The sequence below is a fragment of the Telluria sp. ZB4P34 genome (assembly GCF_059686055.1).
The window spans coordinates 123,349-136,061 of the sequence record NZ_JCASIF010000008.1 but is presented as its reverse complement, the minus strand read 5'-3'; the positions used below and the strand labels follow the sequence as shown (position 1 = coordinate 136,061).

Genomic DNA, 12,713 nt, shown 5'->3' with positions numbered 1-12,713 from the left:
AGGTGAACACTGGCATATTATTGTTGAACGAATAGCACGCCCGTTCGAATGAAAATAATTCCATCAATAGGAGACACGATGCGTCAAACCAATCTCGCGCTTGCCTTGCTGACGGCAGTGGTGCTGGCAGCCTGTGGCGGCACCAGCCCGGCCGGTGGCGACCAAACGCAAAAACTCACGTTTACCCAGCAGGTCTCCTTCGGCGACAGCCTGTCCGACGTCGGAACCTATGCCGTGGGTGCGGTCAAGCAGGCCGGCGGCGGCAAGTTCACCATCAACGGCGACGGCACCGCGAAGAATCCCGAGTTGAACGGCAAGATCTGGGTCGAGTTCCTGGCCGCCGAACTGAAGCTGCCGGCGCCTTGCGCCGCCCAGACCGGCCTGTTGGGCAATGCGGCCCAGGGCTTTTCGGTGCCCATCGTGAACCACCTGAACTGCTTCAACTACGCGCAAGGCGGTTCGCGCGTGACCAACCCGATCGGCCCGGGCAATCCCGGAACCGGCTCGCCGATCGGCGAAATGACCGTGCCGCTGGTGACCCAGATCGCCAACCACCTGTCCCGAACCGGCAACAAGTTCAGCGGCACCGAGCTGGTCACCGTCCTGTCAGGCGGCAACGACGTGCTGATGGCCCTGAGCACCCTGCAGGCATCGGCGACTGCCGCCGGCAGCGCTGCCGGCGCCCAGACCTTCGCCACCTCGCTGACCATGCAGCTGGCGGCTGGCGCCACCAATCCGCAGACCGCCGCGCAGGCGATCGGCGCGGCCATCGGGGCCGAGAGCGCACGTCCGGGCAATACCTCCCAGACCATCGTCGCTGCCGCCGTCGGCGCCGCCGCGCGCCAGCCGGGCAATGCCGCTGTGGCGCAAGCCTCGGTGTACGGTCCGATGGTGACCAAGGCCCAGGCCGACGCAACCGCCGCCGGCAACAAGGCCGGCGCCGACTACCTTACCGCCAACGGTCCGAAGCTGGTGCAGGACCTGGGCGTCGCCGGGGCACAGATGGCGACCCTGGTGAAAAACGAGATCGTCGGCAAGGGCGCCCGCTACGTGATCGTCGCCAACCTCCCGGACGTGGCCAGCACCCCGGCCGCCAAGTCGCGCACGGCCGACATCCAGGCGCTGATCGCCGCCATGGTCAACGCCTTCAACACCCAGCTGAAGGCCGGCCTCGGTGCGGAGGATCCGCGTGTCCTGTACGTCGACCTGTACACCATCAGCAATGACCAGGTGAAGAACCCGGGACCGTACGGCCTGACCAACGTCACGACCCCGGCCTGCGGCCCGAACGCCCTGGGCAGCACGTCCCTGATCTGCACCAACAACAACACGGTGGCCGGCGACGTGAGCCGGTACATGTTCGCCGACGACATCCACCCGACGCCGTACGAGAACAACCTGGTGGCGCGCTACGTCCTCAAGGACATGGCCGTCAAGGGCTGGCTGTAAAACGACTGGGAGGCCGGCGCCTGGAGTGCGGGCCTCTACAAAAAAAACAGGAGAAAAAATGAAAGTACGTTTCAACAGCCTCGTCAAGGTACTGGGCGTGGCCGCCGCGCTGGCCTGCGCCTCGACGGCGTCGGCGCAGTCGGCCGGCCAGCTCACCGCCAAGATCGGCCTCAACCAGCTGACCCCGAAGGTCGAGAGCGGCGACATCAGCGCCCCGGCCCTGCCGGGCACCAAGGCGGACGTCGGCCGCGACACCCAGCCGGTGCTGACCTTTGCCTACGGCCTGACGGACAATATCTCGCTGGAGACTTGCCTGGGCACGCCCTACAAGCACGAGATCTACGGCGCAGGCGCGATTGCCGGCACCGGCAAGCTGGGTACGGTGCAAGCGCTGCCGGCGACCATGTTCGCGCAATACCGCTTCGGCGCGCCGACTGCACTGTTCCGTCCCTTCGTAGGCGTCGGCGCGACCTACGCCTACTTCATGAAGGAACGCGGTTCGGCCAGGATGACCGCCATCACCAACCCGGGCAGCGGCGTGCCGACCACCTTCAGCATCGATAACAAGTTCACCTACACGGTGCAGGCCGGCGTGGCCTTCAACTTCCACGAGAAGTGGTTCGCCGACGTCACCGTCAACAAGGCGCGCCTGCGCACCGACGTGCACTTCTCGACCGGCCAGACCCAGCACATGAAGCTGGATCCGGTGGCGGTGATCCTGGCCGTCGGCTACAAGTTCTGAGCAGCGTTTTTGCTCTGCCCGAAGGCCCGCCGCGTGCGGGCTTCTTTATTCCTGAGGCAGATTCACGTAGGGGGTCGGCTCTGCCGACCGCGCGTTCAACCAGGGCAAGATCAGCCGCACAGGCAGCATCGCTGTGATCTGATAAAAAAAGCCCGCGCAAGCGCGGGCATGAAAACCACTGGGAGAGCAGGTGTGGATCAGAACTTGTAGCGCAGGCCAGCCAGGAACTCGCGTCCGGTGACGTTGTTCACCACCACGCTGTTGCGCGCGCGGCTGATGAACTGGTCATTCGGCTCGTTGGTGAGATTCACGCCTTCCAGTGTGAATTCCAGCTTCTCGTTCCACTTGTACGACAGCGACACGTCCACGTTGAAGGTTTCGTTCTTGCCCTCGACGTCGTTGTTGTTCTGGCCCGGCACGCGGGTCAGGAAGGACGAACGCTTGGCGCCCGAGACGCGCGCGCTGAACTTGCCGTCGTCATAGTAGAAGGTGGCGTTCCAGGACTTCGGCGACAGGTTGAGCAGGTCGTCGACGATGCGCTGGGTGCTGGTCGGCGAGACCGCGTACTCGATCTTCGAACTCACCTTGGTGTAGTTCAGCACCGTGCCGAAGTTGCGGCCCCAGGCCGGCAGGAAGGTGAAGGGCTGCTGGTAGTTCAGCTCGAAGCCTTTCAGCTTGCCGCCATCGGTATTGATCGGCGCCGTCACCTGGAACACCTCGTCGCCCGTGAAGTTCGAGGGCAGCAGCGACAGCGGCAGGCCGGTCTCGCGGAAGGGCACGTTGGTGCGCAGCGACTGGATGTAGGTGTCGATGTTCTTCTGGAACAGGCCCAGGCCCACGAAGGCGTTCTTGCCGAAGTAGTACTCGAAGCTGGAGTCGAAGGTCTTGGCGCGGAAGGGCTTCAGCAGCGGGTTGCCGGTGTTGATGGTCAGCGTGCCGGTGGTGGCGATGGCGCCGCCCGGCGACAGGAAGCCCAGCTGCGGACGGGTCATCACCTTGGCCGCACCGAAGCGGACGATGAAGTCGCGGGTCAGGTTGGCCGCCAGGTTGAACGAGGGCAGGGTGTCCTTGTACTCGTGGTCCACCTTCACCGCGGTGCCTCCGCCGGCCGCCTGGTAGCCGATCGCTTCCAGTTCGGTTTTCACATGGCGTACACCGAAGTTGCCGCGCACCGGGATGTTCCACAGGTCGTACTTGAATTCGCCCATCAGGTAGAAGCCGGTGTCGCGCTCGGTGACGGTGCGGTTGTTGCCGCGTGCGTTGCCGTTGGTGATCGAGGACAGCGTGAAGTCGCCAGGACCGCCCGCGGGACCCGCCTTGATGCAGTTGCAGTAGATGTCGTAGGCGGCGGCGATCGCGCGCAGGTTCGGGATCACCCAGCCGGTCGCGTTACCGGACGGCATATCGAGTCCCTTGCCGAAGCCGCTCACGCTGGTGGTCAGGTTGCTGCCGGCCGCCGGGGCGAAGATCGTGTCGTTCTGGTTCACGCGGCGGAACTCGTAGGTGTCCGACTCGTACTTCTTCTTGTTCAGCCCACCCTTGAACGTGAGGTGCTCGCTCGCTTCCCATGCCAGGTCGAACTGCGCCACGTCGTTGACGTTGGTGGCGCCCTGCGGACGGATGCGGATCTCGCTGGTGGTCGTGTTCGGCACCGTGTTCGGCTGGGTCCCGCTGGCCACCTGGGGCACGCCGATGATGCCCAGCGCGCCGCCTGCCGCCATCGGATCGAAGGGGTAGCTGATCGCCGGCATGCGGTCGTTGCCGCGGAAGTCGATCGCGTAGCCGTTCACGTTCAGCGCGTCCAGCGTGACCGTGGTCTGCACCGGGTTGCGGAATTTCGAGTTGGCGCGGCCGAGCTTTGCGCTCATGCTCCAGCTGTCGTTGAACTTGTGCTCGAGCGTCAGGGTCGGCTGCGAGAAGGTGGTGGTCAGTTCGTCGAAACGCGACTCGGAGCGGATGTCCACGCCGTTGTATTTGCCGTACAGGAGGGCGCCGTTCGGCGCGTACTGCGCTTCGACCACGCTCATCTGCGGCTTGCCGCCCTGGCCGGCGCTGCGGCTGAACGACATCGCCTGCAGGAAGTCTTCCTGGCGGGTTGCATCCAGTTTCGAGTACAGCATGTCGAAGGTGAGCAGGGTGCCGCGTTGGGGGCGCCATTGCACCGACGCGGTCAGGCCGAGGCGGTCCTGGTCGTGGGTCAGGCGGCCGTAGCGCGGCAGGCGCGGATGGAAGTTGGCCGGACTGCTGGCCAGGTTGTAGGCGTCGGTGGCGGCCTGCGATGCGGGCAGGCGCGGCACGCCCTGGGCCGCCGGGCCGCAGGTGGTGGCAGTCGAGTTCGACGGGTTGGCGGCGACGCCTTGCGGCGCACACCAGCCGCCCGACGAGGGGCCGTTATCCCAGCGCACCGTGCTGAAGCCTTCTTCCAGCACGCGGCGCTTGGAGAAGGCGCCCGAGACCAGCACGCCCAGGGTGCGGTCCATGAAGGTATTCGACAGCATGAAGGCGACGCGCGGATCGACCTTCTCCGAGCCGTCGTTGTACTTGCCCTTGGCCGCGATGGTGGCGTTGAAGCCGCGCAGGTCGAAGGGACGCAGGGTCTGCAAGTCGACGGTGGCGCCGAGCGAGCCTTCGTCGACGTCGGCCGAGGAACTCTTCCGCACCGTGAGGGAGCTGAACAGCTCGGAAGCGAACACGTTGAAGTCGAAGCCGCGGCCGCGGTTGGTGCCGCCCGAGCTGTCGGTGCCGCCGGTGGTGGCCAGGCCCTCGATGCCGTTGATGCGCACGCGGGTGAAATCCTGGCCCAGGCCGCGCACCGTGATGTTGCGGCCTTCGCCGGCGTCGCGGTCGATCACGACGCCCGGCACGCGCTGCAGCGACTCGGCCAGGTTCGTGTCGGGGAACTTGCCCATGTCTTCCGACTTGATGACGTCGACGATGCCGTTGTCCTCGCGCTTGGCGTTCAGGGCGCTTTCGAGCGAGGCGCGCAGGCCGGTCACCTGGACCGTCTGGATCTGCTGCTGGCCGGCAGGCGCGTCCTGCGCCGCGGTTTGCCCATAAGCGGCGCCGATGGACAGGGTGGATATGGAAGCAGTGCCGAGCAGGCACAGGGTGAGTTGACGTAAGGCGGCACGTTGCTGTTTGTGTTTCATGCTGTCTCCATGCGTATTTTTATCCAGGCGAAAGCGCTTGAGGGATCTCGCCCACTGCGGCAATGCTGTATCTGGTCAGGCCAGTTGCTAGATTTTACGACAATATTGACAGATGTGGTCAGGCCAATTCAAATAAATACAAAAAATTGGCCTGACCTATCCCTGTTTAGGGATTGCTGGAAGACAAAGTCGTGTTGTAGAGCTTGCCGCCGATGGTGACCTTGTCGAGGACGATGCCGCTCGCGTTGTGCAGGAACCACGGCTGGGCGGCGTTCTTCGGGTTGCCGAAGTCCGAATCGCTGATGCGCACGCGGGTGATCGGCAGGATCGGGGTGCCCGCCGGGCCGTTGAAGCTGGACGCCACGGGGCCGAGCAGCACGAAGGCCTGGTAGCAGGAGAACTTCCCATCCTTCGTGTCGACATTGCCGGTCCGTATGCCGCGGATGTCGATGTCGGACACCTGCGGCGGACGGATGCGCACCGCGTCGTCGCCGGGCACGTAGTCGCAGTCGATGGTGATGATCGCGCCCGCCGTCGAGGCCACCGGCTGCGTGATTTCCCTGGCGCCCGGCAGCGGCTTGTACAGCATCGGCTCGATCCGCACGCCGTTCGGCAGGGTGACGTCGCGCACGTACAGGTGGCGCAGGAAGCCGCCCCGGTTCATGTTGGTCTTGAGGCGGATCGCGGTGTTCAGCGGCTTCTTGGCCCAGTGCTGGTTGCGGAACTCGAGCTGCTGCGCGTAGACGTGCTCGATGCCGCCGGCCATCTCGCTGCCCAGGGTCACGCCGCCGTGGCCGCTGTTCATGACGCAGCGCTGGATCACGATGTTGCGGGTCGGGCCGTGCTGGGTGTCGCGGTTCTTGCCGGCCTTGATCGCGATGCAGTCGTCGCCGTTGTTGAACGTGCAGTCTTCCACCAGCACGCCGTCGCAGGCTTCCGGGTCGAAGCCGTCGCTGTTCGGGCCCAGGCTTTCCATGTTCACGCCGCGCATCGCCAGGTCCCGGCAGGCCACCGGATGGTGCAGCCAGAACGGCGCCGCGTTCACCTGGTAGCCCTGCAGCAGCACCTTGCTGCAGCCGATGAATTCGATCATGCAGGGACGCAGGAAGTGGCCGTGGCCGAACACGCGGCGCGCCACCGGCACGCCCGCTTCCGACAGCGCCGGCAGGTAGCGCGAATCGGTTTGCCAGCCTTCGCCCTGGATCAGGGCGCGCTGCGCTTCAGGCAGGTTCGGCGCCACCTGGCCGATCGGCAGGTTGGCCGGGTTGGCCGCGATCTCGGTGCGGGTGCGCAGCGGCGTGCCGCGGCCTTTCCAGTCCCACCAGCATTCGTCCGGCTTGTTCTCGAAGGGCACGCCGCCCTGGCCGTTCAGGATGCTGGTCCAGTCGGCGCCGGTGAGCGCGATGTTGGTCTGGTTGCGGGCGTAGACCAGCGGCGAGTAGTTCAGGACGTCGTTGCCCTGCCAGCGCGACAGGGTCAGCTTGCCGTTGGCGCCGCAATCGAATTCGCCGTGGCGCGCATAGTGTTCCGGGTTGCTTGAAAAGTGCACGCGTGCGCCGGCGGCCAGGTGCACGTGCACGTTCGAGCGCAGCACGATCGGGCCGGCGCAGTACCAGTCGCCGGCCGGGATCACGACCCGGCCGCCGCCCTTGGCGTGGCAGGCCGCGATGGCGGCGGCAATGGCCGGATAGGCGTCCGGCGAAGCGGCGGCCGGGGTGCGCAGGCTACCCTCCACGAGGGAGGCAACCTGGCCCTTGACCTCGACCATGGAACAAGGTGTCGCGCCGTAGGCGGTGATCGGAAAGTCTTCCTCGCGGAAGCGCAGCGGGGTGGCGAAGCGCGCGATGATGTCGTCCGCGCGCCGCCATGGATCGGCGGGGTCCGGCTTGGCGGAGGGGATGGCGCAGCCGGCTCCACCCAGGAGCAGGCCGGCGGCGGGGACGGTGCGCAGCAGGGCGCGGCGGCGAGGCTGGAAATCCATGTCTGTTCCCTTATTGCTGGCGCGCGAGGCTCACGCGCACCGGGTTGCCGGCGCGCGCCGCGGTGTCCTGCGCCAGGCGCTGCCACTGTTCCATCGAGGTGATCTCGCCGGCGCGGCTCCAGGCGCCGCCCGCATAGTAGCGCACGGGCTTGCCGGAGCTGGCCTTGGTGAGAATGAGTTCATTGAGCGCGTCCTGGGTGAAGCCTTCCGCGCCCGGCAGCACGACCGCGGTGCCGAAGGCGCCATTGCTCTTCTGTTCGATCCATTGCAGCAGCACCGGGCCTTCGCGCTTGACGGCGATGACCGGGTCCTGGCCCTTGTCGCTGGGGTTCTTGTTCAGGCCCACGGCCACGGTGATCGGCTCCTTGCCTTCGTACTGGAAGGTGGAATCGATGCGGTCCAGGTAGTGGCCGGCATCGACCGTGAAGCGCTTGATCTCGCTGACCGGCTTGCCGGCCGCATCCCAGGCGGCGTAGTGCAGCTCGAAGACCGCGCGCACCGGGCCGTTGGCCAGCACCTTCCACGAGGCGTAGTTAACGCTCGTATGCAGCTGCTTGCCGTCCCATACGCCGGTGCCGCCCGCGCCGCGCGACTTGCCGACCTGGTACATGTCCATGCCCTCGCCCTCGTCCTTGTGGTAGTGGTCATGGCCCTTGTTGTACCAGCGGTCGACGATCGGATACGGTACCCGCTTGAACCACAGGTCCAGGCCGCTCGTGACCAGCACTTCCTTCTTCATGCCTTCCGGCGAAGGGGCAGCCAGGGCCGGGCCGTAGGTGCGGTGCGCCACCTTGTCGTTTTCCCAGGCGAAGTCGTCGAGGCGCTCCTGCACGTAGCGGGCATAGGCCTTCTGGGGGAACACCGGGGCCACGCCCTCGCTCTTTTCCACCGTGAAGCTGGCGCTCTTCTCGCCCGGCGCGAAGCTGTGCTGGAACAGCAGCTCGCCATAGGCGATGCCTACGTTCTGCGGATCCTTGGCGAGCGGCGCCACGTTGATCACCTGGAAGGGCAGCACGCGGCCTTTGGCGTCCTTCACCGTGATTTTCTGGATCAGGGCGCCCGGCAGGGCGGCGTTGACGTCGCTCCACGGAATCGAGATCGTCTCGGACGGGCGGGCGATGGACAGGTCGTGCTGGACGGTGACGGCCAGTTTCTCGGCGGCGTAGGCGTTCAGCGATGCGGCGCATGTGGACACTGCGGCCACTGCAAGGATCAGTCGTTTCATGGGTTCGCTCGGTGATTGGCGCATCATTGCTGATGCTTGTTGTAGTCGGTCTTGCCCCCCTTGGGCACGTAATGATACGTCCGGACCTTGTGCTGGATCTCGAAAGCCGGATTGTTCATCAGCTTGATGATCTCGGCGCCGGCCAGCAGCATCGGGCCGTAGCCGTGCAGGGCGTCGACGCTGGTCGGACGATTGTAGTAATAGACCATGTCGCCGGCGAGCGTGGTGCCGACGCAGGTGCCTTCCACCTGGCCCTTGGCGTTGATGCGGGTCGACAGTCCCGCCCAGCCGGCCTGGGCGATCGAGCCGTAGGCGGTCGGGCTGACCCAGCCCTGGTTGACCGCGTGCGCGATCACGTAGGTGAACATGGCGCTGGCGGAGGTCTCGAGGTAGGAATCGTTCCGGTCCAGCATCTGGTGCCACAGGCCGGTGCCCGACTGCAGCTCGGCGATGCCCTTGATCGAAGCGCGCAGCTGTTCCAGCACCTTTGGATAGCCCGGGTGGTCTTTCGGCAGCACGTCGAGCAGGTCGGACATGGCCAGCACTGCCCAGCCGTTGGCGCGCGCCCAGTAGAAGCGCGGCGCATCCGGGTGGTTGGCGTGCCAGCCGTGGGCGTACAGCCCGTTCTGTGCATTGAACAGGCGCTTGCTCATGCCCATGACGTTGTTGACGGCGTCGTCGAAGTGCTTGCGATCGCCCGTCAGGCGGCCCATCTCGGCCAGCAAGGGGATGCTCATGTACATGTCGTCACCCCACAGCGATACTGCCTGCGGGCGCTTGCGCGCCATGGTGCCGTCTTCGAGGCGGAACTGCTTGTTGATCACCCAGTCGCTGCAGGTGTCGATCATGGGCTTCAGGTCCGGGCCGAGCTTGGCCAGGCGGGCGCGGATCAGGGCGGCGCACATCGAGCCGGAATCGTCCAGCGAGTGCGGGTCGAGGAAGCGGATGAAGCTGTTGGCCCGGTCGAGGCGGAACTTCTGTTCCTGGGCGCGGAAGTAGGGGAGCGTCTGGGCGAAGAACCCGAAGTGGCGCTGGCTCATCGCCGTGAAGCCCTGGTCGCCGGTGGCTTCCGCCGCTTTCAACAGGCCCGAGTGGACCACGCCCATTTCATAGACCTGGATGCCATAGTCGCCACGGCTGGGCTCGAAGATGGCGTCCGCATTCGGCGTCTTCAGGTCGGTGATCTGGTCGCCCGTCTTCCTGCTGATGATCCGGGTCGGCGTGGCGCTGTCCAGGTAGGCGCGGATCGACTTGAGCTGGGCGGTGACTTCCGCCACCACGGGCTTCTTGTAGGGCACCGGGTAGCTGCCTTCCGAATGGTCCAGCAGGTTCTTGTTGTCGGTATTGCGGTACTGGCCGCCCTGGGCCAGGGCGGTGTCGCAGGCGAGGGTAGAACCTAAAAGGACAGCCAGCGAGGCTGCCAGCACGGTCGTCTTCATATGTCTCCAGTCGAAGGATTTGCCTAAACTTTACGTCTAGCTCTTGGTTGACTATTTATTGGTCAGGCCATTCTAATTTGGTCCGACCAAAATCGCAAGGTGGACTAGCCACCGTCCGAATTTGTATGGCATACTGAAAAAGAACCTACCGACCAAGGCACCGCACCATGACCACCCAAGTTCCGCGCACGATCCGCATGCAGGCCAGCGACAACGTCGCCATCGTCGTCAACGACGGCGGACTGCCCGCGGGCACCGTCTTCCCGGACGGCCTGACCCTGCAGGAAGGCGTGCCGCAGGGGCACAAGGTGGCCCTCGTGGACCTGGCGGACGGCGAGGCCGTGGTCCGCTACGGCGTGACGATCGGCTATGCCAACGGCGCGATCCCGCGCGGCAGCTGGGTGTCGGAGCGCGTGCTGCACATGCCGGCCGCCCGCTCGCTCGAGGACCTGCCGGTCGGCACCCGCGCGGTGCAGGCCGGGCCTGCGCTGGAAGGGTATACCTTCGAAGGCTATCGTAACAAGGATGGCTCGGTCGGCACCCGCAACATGATGGCCATCACCAGCACCGTGCAGTGCGTTTCGGGCGTGATCGACTACGCGGTCAGGCGCATCAGGGAAGAGCTGCTGCCACGCTACCCGAACGTCGAGGACGTGGTCGCGCTCGAGCATGTGTACGGCTGCGGCGTCGCGATCGACGCGCCGGGCGCCGACATTCCGATCAAGACCATCCGCAACCTGTCGAAGAACCCGAATTTCGGCGACCACGTCATGGTCGTCAGCCTGGGCTGCGAGAAGCTGCCGCCGGCGCGCCTGTTCCCGGCCGGCTCGATCCCGATCGGCAATGCGGAACCCTCGGTGATTACCCTGCAAGACCAGCAGCATGTCGGCTTCATGTCGATGATCGACAACCTGATGCAGACCGCCGAGAAGCACCTGCAGCTGCTCAACGCGCGCCAGCGCGTCACCTGCCCGGCATCCGACCTGGTGGTCGGGGTGCAGTGCGGCGGCAGCGATGCCTTCTCGGGCGTCACCGCCAACCCGGCGGTCGGCTTTGCCACCGACCTGATCGTGCGTGCGGGCGGGGCCGTGATGTTCTCCGAGATTACCGAAGTCCGCGACGGCATCGACCAGCTGACGGCGCGTGCCTCGACCCCTGAAGTGGCCGCGGCGATGGTGCGCGAGATGCAATGGTACGACGATTACCTGGTGCGCGGCGGCGTCGACCGCAGCGCCAACACTACACCCGGCAACAAGAAGGGCGGCCTGTCGAACATCGTGGAAAAGGCCATGGGCTCGATCGTCAAGTCCGGCACCACGGCGATCACCGGCGTGCTGTCGCCGGGCGAGAAGCTGCAGCAGAAGGGCCTGATCTACGCCGCCACCCCGGCCAGCGACTTCATTTGCGGTACCCTGCAGATGGCTGCCGGGATGAACGTGCACATCTTTACCACCGGCCGCGGCACGCCCTACGGCCTGGCCGCGGTCCCGGTCATCAAGGTGGCCACCCGCACCGAACTGGCGAACCGCTGGCACGACCTGATGGACGTGAACGCCGGCCGCATTGCCAGCGGGGAAGCGACGATCGAAGACGTGGGCTGGGAACTGTTCCGCCTGATCCTCGACGTGGCCAGCGGGCGCAAGACCTGGGCCGAACACTGGAAACTGCACAATGCGCTGGCGCTGTTCAATCCGGCGCCGGTGACGTAAAGAATACTGCGCTGTTCAGTAGGGTGGTCGGTTTGTAATTCAGGCCACTGGTCTGAATTACTGCCGACCGCGCGTTCAAATCACGTATCCTGTCCCGCTCCGTAGTGCGCACCGGTACCTTGAACGCGCGGTCGGCAGAGCCGACCACCCTACGAAAGGCGCCACAAGATCAAGGAGTTTCGACATGACTGAAGTTGCAAAAGGTAAGCCTTTCAAACGCATCCTGCTGACCGGCGCCGCCGGCGGCCTCGGCAAGGTGCTGCGCGACCGCATCAAGCCCTGGGCCGAGGTGGTGCGCCTGTCCGACGTCGCCGACATGGGCGAAGCGCGCGAGGGCGAGGAAATCGTCCAGTGCGACCTGGCGGACAAGGAAGCGGTCCTGCAACTGCTCGAAGGTGTGGACGCCGTGCTGCACTTCGGCGGCATCTCCACCGAGAAGCCCTTCGAGCCGATCATGCAGGCCAACATCCTGGGGGTGGCCAACCTGTACGAAGCCCTGCACAAGGCCGGGACGAAGCGCGTGATCTTCGCCAGCTCGAACCATGCGATCGGCTACCACCACGTGAACACCGTGCTGGACGCGAATTCGCCGACCCGCCCGGACAGCTACTACGGCCTGTCGAAGGTCTTCGGCGAGCAGATCGCGCGCTACTACTTCGACCGCTTCGGCATCGAGACCGTCTGCATCCGCATCGGCTCGAGCTTCCCGGAACCGGCCAACAAGCGCATGATGAGCACCTGGTTCTCCTACGACGACCTGACCGAGATGCTGCGTTGCGCGCTGTTCGCGCCGCGCGTCGGCCATACCATCGTGTACGGCGTGTCGGACAACGACAGCGTATGGTGGGACAACCGCCTGGCATCGCACCTCGGCTACAAGCCGAAGGACAGCTCGTCGAAGTTCGCGCACCTGTTCCCGGACAGCGCCGAATTCCCGGCCAAGGACGACGTCACCACGATGTACCAGGGCGGCAAGTTCCTGCTCGACGGTCCGCAATACTGATTCGATGCCCCCGCCC

Annotated in this window: 8 protein-coding genes; 4 read left to right on the top strand and 4 right to left on the bottom strand. The window is 65.4% G+C overall.

The features are described 5' to 3' along the window. Nucleotides 1–78: 78 nt before the first annotated feature. Both AC56KL_RS14865 and AC56KL_RS14860 read left to right on the top strand, forming a co-directional pair. Nucleotides 79–1,449, top strand: coding sequence for an SGNH/GDSL hydrolase family protein (locus tag AC56KL_RS14865; RefSeq protein ID WP_497180932.1), 1,371 nt, complete (start codon nt 79–81; stop codon nt 1,447–1,449). Nucleotides 1,450–1,507: 58 nt separating this feature from the next. Next, the gene (locus tag AC56KL_RS14860; RefSeq protein ID WP_497180931.1) at nt 1,508–2,191 is read left to right on the top strand and encodes an OmpW/AlkL family protein; all 684 of its coding nucleotides are present in this window, start codon (nt 1,508–1,510) and stop codon (nt 2,189–2,191) included. Between the two features lie 197 nt (nt 2,192–2,388). On the opposite strand, the gene AC56KL_RS14855 is transcribed toward AC56KL_RS14860, so the two are convergent. The 4 genes from AC56KL_RS14855 to AC56KL_RS14840 form a co-directional block, all read right to left on the bottom strand. Next, nucleotides 2,389–5,340 carry a TonB-dependent receptor gene (locus AC56KL_RS14855; RefSeq protein WP_497180930.1) on the bottom strand — a complete coding sequence of 984 codons (2,952 nt, stop codon included), beginning with the start codon at nt 5,338–5,340 and terminating at the stop codon, nt 2,389–2,391. Nucleotides 5,341–5,506: 166 nt separating this feature from the next. After that, a complete protein-coding gene (locus tag AC56KL_RS14850; RefSeq protein WP_497180929.1) occupies nt 5,507–7,321 on the bottom strand; it encodes a glycoside hydrolase family 28 protein in 1,815 nt (604 codons plus the stop codon). A gap of 10 nt (nt 7,322–7,331) precedes the next feature. Then, the gene (locus tag AC56KL_RS14845; protein ID WP_497180928.1) at nt 7,332–8,546 is read right to left on the bottom strand and encodes a BT3233 family polysaccharide utilization protein; all 1,215 of its coding nucleotides are present in this window, start codon (nt 8,544–8,546) and stop codon (nt 7,332–7,334) included. Nucleotides 8,547–8,569: 23 nt separating this feature from the next. Then, the gene (locus tag AC56KL_RS14840) at nt 8,570–9,985 is read right to left on the bottom strand and encodes a glycoside hydrolase family 88/105 protein (RefSeq protein WP_497180927.1); all 1,416 of its coding nucleotides are present in this window, start codon (nt 9,983–9,985) and stop codon (nt 8,570–8,572) included. A gap of 167 nt (nt 9,986–10,152) precedes the next feature. Between AC56KL_RS14840 and garD the strand changes: the two genes are divergently transcribed. Further along, on the top strand, nt 10,153–11,694 hold the full coding sequence (garD, locus tag AC56KL_RS14835; protein WP_497180926.1) for a galactarate dehydratase: 1,542 nt from the start codon (nt 10,153–10,155) through the stop codon (nt 11,692–11,694). A gap of 184 nt (nt 11,695–11,878) precedes the next feature. After that, on the top strand, nt 11,879–12,697 hold the full coding sequence (locus AC56KL_RS14830; protein WP_497180925.1) for an NAD-dependent epimerase/dehydratase family protein: 819 nt from the start codon (nt 11,879–11,881) through the stop codon (nt 12,695–12,697). The last annotated feature ends 16 nt before the right edge of the window (nt 12,698–12,713 follow it).

Excerpts from the sequence above, each read along its gene's own strand:
- AC56KL_RS14865 (WP_497180932.1), top strand. The coding sequence starts at position 79 with ATGCGTCAAACCAATCTCGCGCTTGCCTTGCTGACGGCAGTGGTGCTG.
- AC56KL_RS14860 (WP_497180931.1), top strand. The coding sequence starts at position 1,508 with ATGAAAGTACGTTTCAACAGCCTCGTCAAGGTACTGGGCGTGGCCGCC.
- AC56KL_RS14855 (WP_497180930.1), bottom strand. The coding sequence starts at position 5,340 with ATGAAACACAAACAGCAACGTGCCGCCTTACGTCAACTCACCCTGTGC.
- AC56KL_RS14850 (WP_497180929.1), bottom strand. The coding sequence starts at position 7,321 with ATGGATTTCCAGCCTCGCCGCCGCGCCCTGCTGCGCACCGTCCCCGCC.
- AC56KL_RS14845 (WP_497180928.1), bottom strand. The coding sequence starts at position 8,546 with ATGAAACGACTGATCCTTGCAGTGGCCGCAGTGTCCACATGCGCCGCA.
- AC56KL_RS14840 (WP_497180927.1), bottom strand. The coding sequence starts at position 9,985 with ATGAAGACGACCGTGCTGGCAGCCTCGCTGGCTGTCCTTTTAGGTTCT.
- garD (WP_497180926.1), top strand. The coding sequence starts at position 10,153 with ATGACCACCCAAGTTCCGCGCACGATCCGCATGCAGGCCAGCGACAAC.
- AC56KL_RS14830 (WP_497180925.1), top strand. The coding sequence starts at position 11,879 with ATGACTGAAGTTGCAAAAGGTAAGCCTTTCAAACGCATCCTGCTGACC.